Here is a 15,079-nt window from a genome sequence, read left to right on the forward strand (position 1 = left end):
ATCGCGAATTCACTCTCGGTAGGAGTCGGCCGGATGCTGCGCGATGTGCGTATCGTCGCCGTCTCGCCACCAGGGGACTGCGACGGTTGCCTCATACGAGCCGGACAGGCGCACCCGGAGCTCCTCATGCACCACGAGATCGCCTGCGGGCGTGGCCAGCCCGGTCTGCATAAGCCACAGGACGCCCAGCGGTTCCGCCGACCAGCTGGTGCGACGGCCCGGACCGAGCACCTCGGCGGTGACGGCCTGGGAGGCCAGGGGCAGGTCCAGTAGCGATGCCAGAGCGGGGGCGGAATCGATATCGCCGACCACCAGGCGGTCCGTCGGGAGTGCCGAGCCGTACCAGGGGCGATCCAGGACGAGTGCGTCCGCGGCGTCGATGACCGTGCCGGACAGCGCGCGTACCCGTTCGGGCAGTACCAGATCCTCCAGGTCCAGACGACCGGTGGCGGTGGCCTCGGCGAGCCGGCGGTGCGTCCGCGAAATCGCCTCGGGAGTGGGGGTTTTCGACGAATCGGCGAGGGCGGCGAGCAGTTCGGCGGCCAGATCGGTGGTGATTACCTCCGGATCGGCGAGGACCGCGCGCAGGGCATCCAGGTCGGGGCCGACAATACCGGGCAGCTGCGGGAGCAGGCCGTCGAATATCGGATCGACCGGATGCCGGAACAGGCCCAGCGGGGTGCCGTCGATATGCGCGTGCCGTCGCAACCACCAGGCGGTGTACCCGTCCCGGTCGGCGAGCAGCGGGCGGGTGCCCGGATCGGACAGTAAGAGCCGCAACGCTTCCGGCCAGGTCGCCTCGTCCACCAGGTCGAGATCGCGGACGGCGAGCAGCTCCGGCGGATCCTCCGCCAAGCCCTCCCACCAGGTGTCCTCGTCGTCGAGGTGATGATCGGGTCCGGTCGGATCCGATTCCGCCACAATGGTGAACCCCCAGCCGACGCCGACCGCACGCAGCGCACCGGGGCCGTAGCGTTCCACCACATCGGCGGCCACCGTGCTGAACGGTGAATCCTCGACCAGCACGCTACCCAGTGGTGCGCCCGGCAGCAGCAGTTCGTCGGCGGGTACGGATTCGCCGGTGTCATCGGGCAATTCGATGAGCCCCAGCCAGGTCGGCAGTGTGCCCGGCGCGGTCGCGCGGTTGGCGTGGTCGTACCCCGAGTCGGGGTGCAGATGCGCGGCCAGGCTCAGCACCGCCTCGACGGTGTCGGGATCGCCCGGATCGTGCTCGAGTTGATCACGCAGCGCCGAATCATTGAGCAGTTCGGCCGCGCCCGCCTGCCGTGCGCCCAGTCGCTCCAGCAGCGGATGGACCGCCTCCGGGTGCACCAGCCGCGCCCAGTGCACCGGTACCGCCGACTCGAGGTGGTCGTCGAGGACCACGGTGCGCGGTCCGGTGACCAGGCGGCCATCGGCGAGTGGGACCGCCAATGCGCCCAATTCCTCGACCGCCAACGGGTCCGTGACAAAGGGTTCCAGGGCGTCGTAGTACGAATACCACCACTGCGCGGGGCGTTCCAGGCTGCCGGACAGCTCGGCGATGCGAGCCAGGCCCAGCCGATGCACATCCAGTACACCGAGCGCGTCGGCGGTGGAGCGGCCGGACAGATCCGGAATAACCAGCGGCCCCACGATTTCCGCGAGCAGCTGCGCCAATTCGTCGGTTACGCCGATGAAGACGCTGGCGCGCGCGGGCCGCTCCACGGCGACGTCACGCGCGCCGCGGTGTGGCGGGTGCGCCAGCTCATCGAGCGGGGCGAGGGCGCCGACTTCCGAATCGTCACGACGCGACGTAATGGTCTCGGGATCGAGGCCAGGCGCCTGACCCACAGTCGACGCGGCTCGAGCATCCAGCGTCGGGTGAATCCGTTCCGTGGCATCGATGTTCAGCGCGGTGTCGCCCTCGCGCCACACGCCGTGTCCGGTGTCGAAACGCCGTAGGGCCTCGCCTCCGGGCGCGGCGCCATCGAGTTCATCGTCCACGCCGAACGGGTCGGCGGCGGGCAGGCTGTCGTCGTCGGTACGCAGCACCGGCAACCAGGTGTGTTCGCGCAGTTCGGCGACCAATGCCGCACGCAGTTGGGCGTCGGCCTCGCTGCGCGGGAATCCCGGCGTGGGGACGAGGGTCAGACGGGCGCGGGGCGGCAGGGCGCGGGCGAAATCCGCGTAGCCGGCGGCCAAGTCGGCAATGCGCACGCCCGGAAGCAGTCGGCGGCGGTCCGGCTGCATGGGGATGTCGGCGATGAGGAGGGCGGGGAGCGAGAGCTCCTCATCGGAGCGGGTGGGAGCGCGCAGCACATCCGGTGCGGCGGCGACCGGGTCGCCGTCGCGCAGCGGCAGCAGCCAGCGGGCGCGGGCGGTGCGGTATTGCCACCAGCGGCGCTCCTGTCCGCGTGGTCCCGAGATCCGCACCTCCTGCAGACCGTCGGCGAGATCGCGGACCGCACTGACGATCTCGTCGTCCTCGATCCGAATACTCCGCAGTGCGGGCAATTCCAGCAGCAGATCCGAAACCTCGGCCCGCATACCCGCCAGCAGTGCCGCGCCATCGACCCCGTCGCGCAGCCGCAGCACGATCTCGCTGTCGAACCCCGCCACCGGTCCGTCCTCGACCGGCCAGGCCAGTCGCAGCGCGGGCGGGGTGAACGGATGCTCGGTTTCCGGAACGGTAATCCCGCTCTCCCGCAACGCCTCCCAGGTCGCCGCCCGCGAAAACCGCACCGACCCACGCGTGGACCGGAATTCGATCTCCTCCGCCACACTCAGCACCGCTGTGAACCCCACCCCGAACCGTCCCACCGAGGTCGCGGCCACCTTCGACGACGCCCGCAGCGCCGTCAGTGCGTGCACCCCCGAAACATCGAGCGCCACACCCGTATTGGCCACGTGCAGCATTCCGCCGTCGCCCCATACGGCAATCCGCCCGGCCACCCCCGCCTTGGCCGCCGCATCAGCCGCATTCTGTGCGAGCTCGGTCAACACCCGATCCCGATACCCCGCCCGCACCAGATCGGCCTCGGTGGCCGCATCCTCGCGCAACCGGGTAGGCGACCCCCGCCAAGCCGCCAACACCCCGTCCCGCAGTGCCCGCGTCCCGAACGGATCCGCCACCCCACTACCGTCCGTCAACCGACACACCTCTTCCAAGATTGCGCGCCCTCCCGAGCGCTCGGGCCGTATCCGACCACCCACCGAAGCCACGAACCCGCCGCCCCGTCATGGACCGAAACCTGAACGTGGCCGGCTCTTCCGGCTATCACGCGAGAAGTATCCGGCGCTGACCAGCGGCCGACCTCGATAGCGACGCGCTGACGCGCGAATCCGCGGTATGAGGACGACTCACCGGACTCGGTGACCAGTGGGCGCGGGTGCTTCCGAGCACTCCGGTCCGCTGCGGTGGGGTCCGCGACCACAGCGGGACGGCTCAGTTCAACTCCGACGTACCGGGGTCGCCGGGCTGGCGTTCAACCCGCACCGAAGCGACACCCCAGGCGTCGTCGTAGGACCCGGCGTCAGGGTCTACGTCGAACAGTGTGATTTCGCGGGTCTCCTCGGCGGGCGATGTGGACTTCGCATGAGCGTCAGCGGGGTTGGTCACGGGCTCGGCGACCGGCGTAGCCGCAGTGGGTGCACCGGTCGCGGGCCGAGTCTCGGTGTGGGCCGACTCGGTCTCGCCGGTAGCCGACGAGGTTTCCTCAGTAGCGGAGGTGGTCTCGTCGGTAGCCGTCGTACTCGCCTCGGCCGCACCGGGATTCGCAGTCGGCTCGGCTGTTCCAGTGGCGGCGGTGGGCTCGACAGCGGGAGCAAGCCGGTCGGATGCTTCGGCATTCGGCTCCGCCGCTGTCGCCGTTGCTTCGACGGCCGCTGAATCCGCTTCCGGGGTAGCGGTTTCCACCGTCGCGGCGGACGATTCCGCCACCGAAGCCGAATCCGCATCGGCGGCCGGACCGGTCGCGGGCTGGGGCTCGGTGACGGCGGCCGGGGACTCGTTCGCACTCGGCGTGACCGTCGTACCGGCCTCGGCGGGATTCGCGGTGGCCCCGACCGGCTCGGCGGCCGGAGCGGCCTGCGCGGACGCCTCGATCCCGGGGTTCGAGTCCGCAGGTGCCACCGTGGTTTCGGTGGTCCTCGAATCCGCTTCCGCCGTCGTGTCATCCGCAGGAGCTGAATCCACCTCGGCGGGCGAATCAGTCGCGGACCGGATCTCGGTGTCGACCGCCGCGGTCTCACCGGTAGGCGGGGTGCTCGTCGCGGTGGCGGTTTCCACCGTGTCGGCGGAGGATTCCGCCGCGATCGCCGAATCGGCTCCCGCGGTCGTATCCGCCGCCGGAGCCGAATCCGCCTCGGTGCCGGCCGAGTCCGCTTCGGCGGCAGGTGCGTTGGCGCTGTCTTCGATCCGGCGGTATTCGGAGGCCGGGATCAGGTCGATCGCGGCGTCGTCGTAGGCCTCGTAGATCGGGGAGCCGCCGCCGGTCGGGAGGACCGTGTCGGAATGTGCGCCGCAGCCGTATTCGGTGTGGACGACGCGGCCGTCTGCGCCCATGGCGTTGGCGCAGACGCCGAAGGCGGAGCGGAGCGCGCCCGCGAGGGGCACGAAGAAACCGCAGAGGCCACAGGTGGACGGGGCGGCGCGAGCCATCTCGGTCTCGGGGCCGAATTCGGCGAACCAGCGGTCGGCGGCCTCGATACGGCCCTCGCGGGAGAGGACCTGGGGGCGGCCGAGGCCGAGTTCGAGGGCCACCTCGTCGACGGCCGGATCTCCGGTCGCCAGGTAGCCGGGCACCAGGCGCGGGTCGTCGGGGCGGGGGGCCAGCAGATCGCCGGGGGCCAGATCGCCGGGGCGGACCCGCTGATCCCAGGGAATGAACTCGGGGGCCACCAGGGCGTCGGGTCCGGGCAGCAGCGCGGACTCGCTGATGGTCACATGATCGGCCTCGGGCGGGGCCGCCACCACGACCGCCCACTGCCAACCGCGATACCCGGGCAGGGTCGCCTCGAAGTGGTGGGTGGCCGATGCTTCATCCTCGGCGGTGACGCCGAGATGGGGGCCGACTCCGGCGGGCTCCAGGTCCAGGAGCGCACGGCGGGCCTGTTCGACCGCCTCCGCAAGGATCGGCCGCACACCGGACTCCGAAACAGGAACAGCGCTCACCCCCTACATTTTGCCGTATGGAGCGCAAACCCCGTGCATCGGTAGCGACTCGCCAGTTCGGACCGTCCATTGTCGTGTTCCTGGCGGCGACGGCGCTCGGCATTTCGGCGACGGCGTGCGGCACCGACGAACCCGACAGCACACCCCGGCTACGCGCCGAAGTGGTGGCCACCCGACCCCATGACCCGGGCTTCTTCACCCAGGGGCTGGAGATCCACGACGGGGTCCTGTACGAGAGCACCGGGCTGTCGGGCGAGTCGCTCGTCCGGGCCACCGATCTGGCCACCGGCGCGGAGCTCGCGCGCGCCGACCTGCCCGCCCCACTCTTCGGCGAGGGCATCACCCGCACCGGCGACGTTCTCTGGCAGCTCACCTACAAGGACCACATCGCCATCGCCCGGGACGCGAACACCCTCACCGAACTGCACCGCGCCCGCTACGACGGCGAGGGCTGGGGTCTGTGCACCCGCGGCGACCGTCTGCTCATGAGCAATGGCAGCGCCACCCTCACCTTCCGCGACCCGCGAACCTTCCAACCCACCGGCGAAATCACCCTCACCACCCGCACCGATACCCGCCTCAACGAACTCGACTGCGCCCCCGACGGTTCCGTCTACGCCAATGCCTGGCCCACCGAGAAGATCCTGCGCATAGATCCGGATACCGGCACGGTCCTGGCCGTCATCGACGCCTCCGGCCTCCTCCCCCGCACCGCCCGCACCCCCGCGACCGACGTCCTCAACGGCATAGCCCACCTCCCCGGCACCGACCGCTTCCTCCTCACCGGCAAGAACTGGCCCACGTCCTACGAGGTCCGCTTCGTTCCGGACTGAGTGCGGCCCGGGGACCGCGTTCACCCGCCCGAGCAGCGCCGGTCGCTGACCACCCACCGAGATCGAAGTCGCGACGCGCCCATGTCCGCCTTCGTCATTCCGGCGTGTTCCTACGAGGTCCGCTCCGTCCCCGCCTGAGCAGCGCCGGTCGCCGACCACCCGCCGAGGTCGAGGTCGCGACGTGCCCATGTCCGCCTTCGTCATTCCGGCGTGTTTGTGGCCGGAATCCACACCCCGAAGTAGTGGATCCCGGCCAGAAGCATGCCGGGATGACGGGGGCGATGCCGTCACCGCGCCTTCGATATCGGTGGTCGTCTCGATAGTCGCCGCGCGTGGCAGCCGATCGCTCCAGCAGCGGGAACGGTCGCGACCACACCGCTGCTGCCGGGGCGCGGGACCGACGAACCCACCGGCCGCCCGGATATCGCTCGAATGCCGGGACGTACCTGTTCCTGGGCGGCAGACCGGTCGCAGCCCGCGCGAACCACCGGGCGACACGCGCGGGCTGCGTCGACCCGATCAACCCGGGCGCCGAGTTCGTTCGGGCCGATCGAATTCCGGCAATCCACGCAGTGATCGGTGACCAACCGCAGCTCAACGGCGATACCCCTCCGTCGCAACCGGTGACATCCATCTCGTCCGGGTGCCGACGAGCTGCCGAATCATGGTCCGGTGCGGCCCATTTGAGGTCGGGCACGCGGACGCCGTGCGGCCGGACCGCGACGTGGCCGGTCGACACTGCAAGAATTGGGGCGTGACAACTCCCCGTGACCCTGATGCCGAATCCGGTCGGTGGGGTGACGAGGAGTACCCGCTCATCGAACGGCATCCGGGGTACGACCGGTACCCCCCGCCCAAAACCCCCGCGCCACGGCCCCATGATGAGGGCGCGGAGCTTCCGGAGTTCCTGGCGCGCCGGGGCCGAGAACCGCGTGCGACACCACCGGCACCGCGAGCACGCGGCACGCAGCCGCCCCCACCTCCGGCCGGATCGACTCGTGGATTCAAGCGCCTGCGCGGATCGCAGCCGATCCCGCCTCGGCCGCGTGGATCGCAACCCCCCGTGCCGCCGGGCTCGCCCCAGCACGGCGCACCGCCGTCCGCCCTTCCAGGCGACACAGAACCGCCGACGACCGCGAAGTTCGCCGCCGTGGACCCGGGGCACGACTCCGCTCCGGAAACCGAGCAAGCACAACCGCAGGACACCCGCGCGATCACCAATCCCGGGCTGCAACGACCCCCGCGCAAGCTGACCGTGACCCGGGTAGCGGCGCGGCGCAGTATCGAACTCACCAATCGCGGTATCGCCACCTTCCAGCGCGCCGCCAAGGCCGATGGCGCGGAGGAATCAGGCCTCACCGCGCTCGTCTACGCCACCATGGCCAATTTCGCCACCGACGCCGCGATCGCGGTATCGCTGGCCAACACCCTGTTCTTCGCCAGCGCCACCGCCGAATCCAAATCCAAGGTGGCGCTCTACCTGCTCATCACCATCGCCCCGTTCGCACTGATCGCGCCGCTGATCGGCCCCATGCTGGACCGCCTGCAGCGCGGTCGCCGGCTGGCGCTGGCCGGTTCGTTCGCCGTGCGCGTCGGGGTGGCGGTGCTGTTGATCTTCAACTACGACAACTGGGCGCTGTATCCGCTGGCCCTGTGCATGATGATCCTCAGCAAATCGTTCTCGGTACTGAAGAGCGCCGTCACACCGAGGGTGCTGCCACCGGGAATCGACCTGGTGCGCACCAACTCTCGACTCACCGTCTTCGGCCTGGTGGGTGGCACGCTGGGCGCGGGTGCCGTAGCCGGTGTGATCGCGTCGGTCTTCCACACCCCGGGCGCGCTCATCTTCGCGGCCGTCCTGGCGGGTGCGGGCGCCTATCTCAGCCTGCGCATTCCGTCCTGGGTGGAGGTCACCGAGGGCGAAGTCCCGGCCACCCTCGGCTATCACGGCGACGATGCGCGCACCGAGGTCCTCGACCCCAGCCAGGCGGACAAGATCCCACCGCGCAAGCGCCGCCAACCACTGGGCCGAGCCGTGGTGACCGGGCTGTGGGGCAATGGCACCATCCGCATCCTGACCGGCTTCCTCACCTTCTACGTCGCCTTCGTCTCCAAGGCCACCGAACATCGCCCGGTGCAGCAGGCCGCCATGCTCGGCATGGTGGGTGCGGCCGCGGCCATCGGCAATTTCGCCGGTAATGCCACCGGCGCGCGCATGAAGCTGGGCCGCCCGTCACTCATCGTGCTCAGCTGCACCATCGCCTGTGTGGCGGCGGCGGCCGTCGCGGCGATTCTGGGCACCCTGCTCGGGGCGGTGCTGGCCGCGCTGGTCGCCTCGGGTGCGAGCGCGCTGGCGAAGGTCTCCCTCGACGCCTCCATCCAGGACGACCTGCCACCGGAGTCCATCGCCTCCGGTTTCGGCCGCTCGGAGACGGTGCTGCAACTGGCGTGGGTGCTGGGCGGATCGGCGGGCGTGCTGCTGCCGACCGAATACTGGAAGGGTTTCGCGGTGGTCGCGGCGGCCATGGCGCTCGGCCTGGTGCAAACCGTGGTCAGCTACCGTGGACATTCGCTGCTGCCCGGATTGGGCGGCAATCGACCTCAGCACGCGAAACAGGAGATCCACGGCCACGGGGCCGGGGAACCCGCCTCATGACGGACAGGAAGCCAACCCGGTGAGCAAACCGAACGCCCGCACGATCGTCGCCCTGGTCGGAGCGGCCCTGCTCGTCTTCGTGGCCGCCGTCGCGACCGTCGTGGGGTTCGCCGTACGGGGTGCCGATAAGCCGGAACCGGCCATCACCGCGTACGCGCACGGCAAAGCGATCACCATCGAGCCGTTCATGTACTGCAATGTGCAGATGCAGGACTGCCAGGTGCTGCCCAAGGACGATGAGGCGCAGCTGCCCATCGAACTCTCCTGTCCCGAGGGCAAGGACTGCCGGATCGGCCAATCCTCCGAACTGGATGTGCCCGCGGGCTATCCGCTACAGCTGTCGCTGCCGAAGTCGATTGTGAACAGCCCCTGGGTGGCCGTGGCGTACTACGGCATGCCGGACGGCAATGTGATGCCGCAACGCCTTTCGCACCGCGACTTCGACGAGGGCACGGCCGCGATCACCATTCCGTCCGCGGCCGAGCTGCCCCTGCTCGGTGTCGAGATGCAGCTCCCGATCCTGGCCCGCGATATGACGACCGGCGAAGAGGGTTACCTCCCGCACGCCGCGTGGTCGGTCCGCACGGCCGACTGACGCCTGACGTCGAATAGCGATGGGCCCCGGTGAGTTTCCACTCACCGGGGCCCATTTCGCGTTTACGCGAGGACTTCTCAGGCGTCGAGCTCGCGCGCCACACCGCGCAACGCCTCGGCGATGCGCTGCGACATCTTGCGATCGGGGTATCGACCGCGCTGCAGATCCGGCTGCACCTTCATTTCCAGCAGCTTGATCATGTCCTCGACGAGTCCGTGCAATTCGTCGGGACTCCTTCGCGGCGTTGCCGGTTCGGACGCGCGCCGCCCGCCGTGTTCGGACTGATTGCGCACCGTCGGGGTCTCGAGCAGCTTGAGGCTCAGAGCCTGCGGGCCACGGCGTCCGGCGGCCATGCCGAATTCGACGCGCTGTCCGGGCTTGAGCGCCTCGACGCCCTCGGGCAGCGCGGACGACCGAACGTAGACGTCCTCGCCCTCATCCTGGGACAGGAAGCCGAAGCCCTTTTCGACGTCGTACCACTTCACCTTGCCGGTCGGCACTGCGCTCACCCGTTCGTCGTTCGATGCCCGGCATACCGGGCACAGGGTTGTCGGACCAATCGTCCGCAACCTAGCCATTTGCGAAAGAACGCGCCCCACACAGCGATGAGGGACGCGAATGTTTCGAGTCTACCCCGGTGTGAATAGCCCGAGCACATCAGTTTTACGGTCATCGGGTGTCCGATACCTCTGCTCACTCGACGTCTCGCAGGTCCGGGACCTGGCTGCTCCGAATTGCGATCGGCCTGTTCGCCATTGGGTTGCTGGCGATCATCGGCATCTTCGGCTGGGCAATTCTCAGCGACTCCGAACCGGCGCTGTGGCTCTATCTCGTCGCCATGTGCGCACCGCTCGGATTTCTGTTCGGAGTGATATTCGCGCTGTGGTCCGGTCGCCGTGCCAGATGATTGCGCGACACCGCATATTGCCCACTTCGTTACCGCGCTACACATGTGATCTTCATCACATAACGAGACGATAACAGCGCCGTCACAGGAGCCTATCGGCGCGGACTCGCCGTGACCACCTGCACAGACGGATATTCGGAACCCGTTGCGCCGGATCGCGACCCACACAGACCCGCCGGTTACCAAATGGTGATTTTTCGCGGCGAGCGTCGTAGTGTCTCTCGCAGTCGGGTCAGCCCGACGCCACCGGCCCGCCGCACCGAACCTCACCCCGCGGGTACGGACCCCCACACGGAACAAGGGGTGAGGACGAGGGACAGCGCGCACCAGCGCGCCGGGTTGGACGACCTCTCAGTTCACTCCCGGTAGCCGGCCTCGCAGGCGCGGACGAGAGGAAACGACCCGAATATGAGTGGACGCCATCGCAAGCCGAGCAACACCGGCCGCACTGTCGCCAAGGTCGCCGTCACCGGCGCCATGATCGGCGGCGCCGGAGTAGCACTGGCCGGTAACGCCAGCGCGGCACCCGACTCCGACTGGGATCGCCTCGCACAGTGTGAAGCAGGCGGCAACTGGGGCATCAATACCGGCAACGGTTACCAGGGCGGGCTGCAGTTCTCCCCGAGCACCTGGAAGGCCCACGGCGGCGGCGAATACGCCCCCGCCGCCAACCAGGCCAGCCGCGAACAGCAGATCGCCGTCGCCGAGAAGGTGCTCGCCACCCAGGGCTGGGGCGCATGGCCCTCCTGCTCCTCCAAGCTCGGCCTGAGCAGCGGCCCGACCCCGCGCTCGGCCCCCGCGCCGGAAACCCCGCGCTGGAATCCCTCCACCCCGCAGGTGCAGGCGGCAGACCCCAGCCAGGAAGTGTTCTCCGCTGTCGACCGCGCCTTCGAGGTCGCGCAGCAGCAGGGCATCAATATCCCGCAGGAAGCCCGCAACTTCGTCGAGGCTGCCAAGAGCGGCGGGGTTGCTCTCGACCCCGCGATCGTGAACTTCTATCAGGCGAACAAGGGTCTGCTGCCGCAGTAACCCGCCCGTTCGCAGCACAACAACTCCCCGCATCAATGGCGATGCGGGGAGTTCTTGCATTGGGCACAGCGTCTCGGGCGACTGTGCCCCGGGCGGTTGCTGGTGGAAAGCGGTGCGGTGTCGCGAGATCCGGGGAGCCGGAGAGCGCGCCGGAATGAGGCTCATGCCAGAATGAGCGAGTGGTGAACAAATCGAAGAAACCCTACGTCGACAATGGCTGGCCTCAGGTGGCGAACGGTGACCATGCCGTCACCGAACTGTCGTCGACTCGCTCCGGCAGCCTCTCCCCGTACGGTGAGGAAACCGAGTTCCCGCTTCCGGTCGATCAGCTGCCCTACGTGCACCCGCACACGGTTATCAACCGCTGAGGACGCTGTTTCATTCGCGGCGTTGAGGATCTCGGTTCCGCCCTCCCTCCGCTGCCTCACACGGCTGCCCGGCTCCACTCGGTCCGGCACCGAGACGCGCCGCGAAGCAACGGGGGTCGGAGCTCTACGGGTCGGAGGCTTCATGGGTCGCGCTTACCGGGTTTGCCGTGACGGATAGCGTCAACGGCGGTTCGGAGATGTCTGCCGTCGAGTCGGCCGATAGCGCGCCCGCGAAAACAAGGGCCAGGGCGGGTACGGCGAAAACACGCGCCAAAACACCCGCCAAGGTGCCGACATCCGTGGCCGAATGGCTGGCGTCGCGCAGCGACGAGGATCTGGTGGCGCTGCTGCAGGTGCGGCCCGATCTGGCGGTGCCGCTGCCCGCCTCCATGGCGGTGCTGGCGGCGCGCACCGAGCAGCGGGCCTCTGTGCTGCGGGCGACCGATGAGCTGGACACCCTCGATTTCGCCGTGATCGAGACACTGGCCGTGCACGGCGCGGCCGATACCCGCGATCGGCGTCCGGTGCCGCGCAAGCGCCTGCACGAGCTGCTCTCCGATCGCGTGGCGAAGACGGCCATCAATGCGGCCGTGGACCGATTGCGTTCCCGCGCCCTGGTGTGGGGGCTCGATACCGAGCTGCGCCTCACGCCCGCCGCCCAGGAGGCGTTGCCGTGGCCACTGGGCAGCACCACCGAGATTCCCGACGCGCTCGCCGCACCCGAAATCGGTTCCGCACTGGCGGAGCTCACCTCGCAGGAACGGGCATTACTGGACAAACTCGCGACCACGGGACCGCGCGGGCGCACCCGTGACGCCGCGCCCGAGACTCCGGCCGATCGTCCGGTGCAGCGGCTGCTGGCCCGACGACTGCTGAATTGGATCGACGCGGAGACGGTGGAGCTGCCGCCCATGGTAGGCCAGGTGCTGCGCGGCGAAGCCATTACCGATCCGCACGCCCTCACTCCCCCGCAACCGCAGACGACGAAACTCACTGTCGCCGATGTGAATGCGGCCGCCGCCGGTGAGGTCGGCGAACTGCTTCGGCACAGCGCGGCGATTCTGGAAACACTGGGACAGGTTCCGGCACCGGTACTGCGCTCGGGTGGGCTCGGTGTGCGCGAGATGCGCCGCCTGGCCAAGCAGACCGGTATCGAGGAGGCCCGGATCGGACTGCTGGCCGAGGTCTTGGCGGCGGCCCGCCTGCTGGACAAGGGCATTCCCGAACCGGCCCCGGACACCGAGGCCGACGACTACTGGGCCCCCACCACCACCGCGGACGCCTGGGACGCCGCCGTGCCAGCCAAACGCTGGGTGGTGCTCGCGCGCGCCTGGCTGGAGCTGGATCGCTTTCCGTGGATGATCGGCCTGCGCGACGCCAATGACAAACCGCTGGTGGCACTTTCGCCCGAACTGCGAAATATGCACGCCGTACGCGACCGCCGCGCGATGCTCGAGCTGCTCGGCGAATACCCCTCCGCCACCGCACTTTCCGCGACCGAGCTGAGCCGGATCCTGGCCTGGCGACAGCCGCGCTGGCGGCGGCACTTCCGCGTGGACGCGGTGGAACGCACACTGGCGGAAGCGGAAACGCTGGGCCTCGTCGCGCGCGGCGCGCTCACCTCGGCGGGACGGGCACTGCTGCACGGCAACGAATCCGGTCCGGCCGATGCCGAGGCGGCCATGGCATCGGCCCTGCCCGAACCCGTGGATCATGTGCTCGTACAGGCGGATCTGACGGTAATCGCACCCGGTCCACTGATACCGGAACTACAGGACCGCATCGCACTGGTCGCCGATGTCGAATCCACCGGTGCCGCAACGGTGTACCGAATCAGCGAGACCTCCGTACGCCGCGCCCTGGACGCGGGCGCCACCGCCACCGAACTGCACAACCTGTTCACCACCCGGTCCCGCACACCGGTGCCGCAGTCGCTGAGCTATCTCATCGACGATGTGGCCCGCAGGCACGGTCGATTGCGGGTCGGAATGGCGCAATCGTTTGTGCGCAGCGAGGATCCGGCACTCCTGGCCGAGGTGCTGGCCGCGCCGGTCGCCGGGCAGCTGGCGCTGCGGGCCGTCGCTCCCACCGTGGCCATCTCACATGTGCCACTGGGGGAGGTGCTGGCGCAATTGCGCGCGGCGGGTTTCAGTCCGGCCGGTGAGAACTCCTCGGGCGTCATAGTCGATCTGCGTTCGCGCGGGATTCGCATCGCACCGCGGCCGAATACCCGGCCGACCTATCGACCGAATCCGCCGAGCCTCGAGCAGCTGCAATCGCTCGTGGGGGAACTGCGCGCGGGAGAGCGCGCCGCACAGACACATTCGGGCCAGGCCGTGCGCTCCGACGGCACCCGCACCAGTACCGCCGCCACCCTCGCACTGCTACAACTCGCGGCGCGAGTGCGGCGACCGGTACATATCGGCTACGTGGATGCCCAGGGCGTCGCCTCGCAGCGGGTGGTGGAACCGTTGCAGGTGGGCGGCGGCCAACTCGACGCCCTCGACCCGGTGACCGGCGCGGTCCGGCATTTCACACTGCACCGGATCGCGTCGGTCGCCCTGGTCGACTGAACCGCCTCAGGCCCTGAGCTGCCTCAAGCCTGCGGGCTGCCCAGGCAGAAGGTGATCTTCGGATCCGGCACGATTCGGAAACCGATGGCCGCGGTATCGCACGCGAACTCATCGGCCTCGCCGTCGATACGCTTGGTCACCTTGAACGACGCCTCCGGAGCGGTGCACGCCACGCTCTTGTAACCGGTGACCGTGCTCTCGTTGTAGCAGGCGCCTTCCTTGAAGTTGGGCGCCAGGCACAGGAAAGCGGTGGTCTCGCCGCTGCGTGTCTCCTCGTAGGAGGTGTACTCCTCCTTGCACTCGGTCTTGCTGTCGTGGACCTGCATGACCTGGTACACAGCCTGCTCCGACGAGCAGTCGACCGGCTCGGTCTCGGAATCGACCGTGGACCCCTCGAGGACACTGATGCAGTCGCCGACGGCCGCCTTGGCGGTATCGGACTTGCTGGAATCATCGAACATCGAACATCCGGCCAGCGCGGCAACCGCCACGAGTGCCAGTCCGAGGCGCGCGATCGGCCTCGTTCCTGCGAACTTCACCTGCGAAACCCTTTCCCACCGAACCGTTCACGGCTGCCGTGAACGGCGTGAGCGTACCCGCACCCCACCGACGGCCGCATCAGTCCGGTCGACACCTCAGTAGTAGTACATACCGGTGCCGCGCATTCCCATCAGCGACAGGTTGAGGATCATCGGCAGGAAGTTATTGAGCATCTGCAGGCTCAGGTAGGTCATATCGTTCCCTCTGTTCGCAATAGAAGATCTGGGCACACGTCCAGGTGTGGCCCTGCGCACTGTGTCGTGACCTGTCGGCAGGTCGTTACAGGGGCGAACGAAAAAATCGGGCTCTGACGGTGTGATCTGCGCCGGTAGCGAACGAGTGCGCAGGTCGCGCGCCCCTGTCGGTGGCTTCAGGGAGAATGGACCACGGTCCGGGCGGGCGGACCCTATCTCAGGAGGTGCC

11 protein-coding genes are annotated in these 15,079 nt (G+C 68.8%); 7 read left to right on the forward strand and 4 right to left on the reverse strand.

Translation table 11 applies throughout. The features are described from left to right. Window positions 1-9 precede the first annotated feature (9 nt). Together NU1_RS43145 and NU1_RS10255 are read right to left on the reverse strand one after the other, a co-directional pair. Complete coding sequence (locus tag NU1_RS43145; RefSeq protein WP_245720043.1) at window positions 10-3,132, reverse strand: sacsin N-terminal ATP-binding-like domain-containing protein; 3,123 nt, start codon at window positions 3,130-3,132, stop codon at window positions 10-12. A 295-nt stretch (window positions 3,133-3,427) separates the two neighbouring features. Next, window positions 3,428-5,155, reverse strand: a complete 1,728-nt coding sequence (locus NU1_RS10255; protein ID WP_245720044.1) for a DUF3027 domain-containing protein — start codon at window positions 5,153-5,155, stop codon at window positions 3,428-3,430. Between the two features lie 17 nt (window positions 5,156-5,172). Here NU1_RS10255 and NU1_RS10260 point away from each other — a divergent pair, with 17 nt between their 5' ends. The 3 genes from NU1_RS10260 to NU1_RS10270 all read left to right on the forward strand — a co-directional run bounded on the left by NU1_RS10260 (window position 5,173) and on the right by NU1_RS10270 (window position 9,239). After that, complete coding sequence (locus NU1_RS10260; RefSeq protein ID WP_067519724.1) at window positions 5,173-5,988, forward strand: glutaminyl-peptide cyclotransferase; 816 nt, start codon at window positions 5,173-5,175, stop codon at window positions 5,986-5,988. A gap of 1,030 nt (window positions 5,989-7,018) precedes the next feature. Beyond that, on the forward strand, window positions 7,019-8,644 hold the full coding sequence (locus NU1_RS10265) for an MFS transporter (RefSeq protein WP_371859785.1): 1,626 nt from the start codon (window positions 7,019-7,021) through the stop codon (window positions 8,642-8,644). A 19-nt stretch (window positions 8,645-8,663) separates the two neighbouring features. Further along, window positions 8,664-9,239: a DUF2771 domain-containing protein gene (locus tag NU1_RS10270; RefSeq protein WP_067519725.1), complete on the forward strand. Its 576-nt coding sequence runs from the start codon at window positions 8,664-8,666 to the stop codon at window positions 9,237-9,239. A 77-nt stretch (window positions 9,240-9,316) separates the two neighbouring features. Here NU1_RS10270 and NU1_RS10275 read toward each other — a convergent pair whose 3' ends face one another. Then, complete coding sequence (locus NU1_RS10275; RefSeq protein WP_170264253.1) at window positions 9,317-9,739, reverse strand: cold-shock protein; 423 nt, start codon at window positions 9,737-9,739, stop codon at window positions 9,317-9,319. A 176-nt stretch (window positions 9,740-9,915) separates the two neighbouring features. Here NU1_RS10275 and NU1_RS10280 point away from each other — a divergent pair, with 176 nt between their 5' ends. From NU1_RS10280 to NU1_RS10295, 4 genes are all read left to right on the forward strand, one after another. Then, window positions 9,916-10,146, forward strand: coding sequence for a hypothetical protein (locus NU1_RS10280; RefSeq protein ID WP_067519728.1), 231 nt, complete (start codon window positions 9,916-9,918; stop codon window positions 10,144-10,146). Between the two features lie 408 nt (window positions 10,147-10,554). Next, a complete protein-coding gene (locus NU1_RS10285) occupies window positions 10,555-11,175 on the forward strand; it encodes a resuscitation-promoting factor Rpf1 domain-containing protein (RefSeq protein ID WP_067519730.1) in 621 nt (206 codons plus the stop codon). A gap of 179 nt (window positions 11,176-11,354) precedes the next feature. Further along, window positions 11,355-11,543: a hypothetical protein gene (locus tag NU1_RS10290; protein ID WP_067519732.1), complete on the forward strand. Its 189-nt coding sequence runs from the start codon at window positions 11,355-11,357 to the stop codon at window positions 11,541-11,543. Window positions 11,544-11,740: 197 nt separating this feature from the next. Continuing rightward, window positions 11,741-14,116 (forward strand): helicase-associated domain-containing protein, encoded by a 2,376-nt coding sequence (locus tag NU1_RS10295; protein ID WP_084521156.1) that lies wholly within the window; start codon window positions 11,741-11,743, stop codon window positions 14,114-14,116. 23 nt (window positions 14,117-14,139) lie between these two features. On the opposite strand, the gene NU1_RS10300 is transcribed toward NU1_RS10295, so the two are convergent. Further along, window positions 14,140-14,655 carry an LppU/SCO3897 family protein gene (locus tag NU1_RS10300; protein ID WP_067519734.1) on the reverse strand — a complete coding sequence of 172 codons (516 nt, stop codon included), beginning with the start codon at window positions 14,653-14,655 and terminating at the stop codon, window positions 14,140-14,142. Window positions 14,656-15,079: the final 424 nt, after the last annotated feature.

The organism is Nocardia uniformis NBRC 13702, from assembly GCF_001613345.1.
GTDB classification, from domain to species: Bacteria; Actinomycetota; Actinomycetes; order Mycobacteriales; family Mycobacteriaceae; genus Nocardia; species Nocardia uniformis.

Coding starts and splice junctions, on each gene's coding strand:
- NU1_RS10295 (WP_084521156.1), top strand. CDS start 11,741: ATGTCTGCCGTCGAGTCGGCCGATAGCGCGCCCGCGAAAACAAGGGCC.
- NU1_RS10285 (WP_067519730.1), top strand. CDS start 10,555: ATGAGTGGACGCCATCGCAAGCCGAGCAACACCGGCCGCACTGTCGCC.
- NU1_RS10260 (WP_067519724.1), top strand. CDS start 5,173: ATGGAGCGCAAACCCCGTGCATCGGTAGCGACTCGCCAGTTCGGACCG.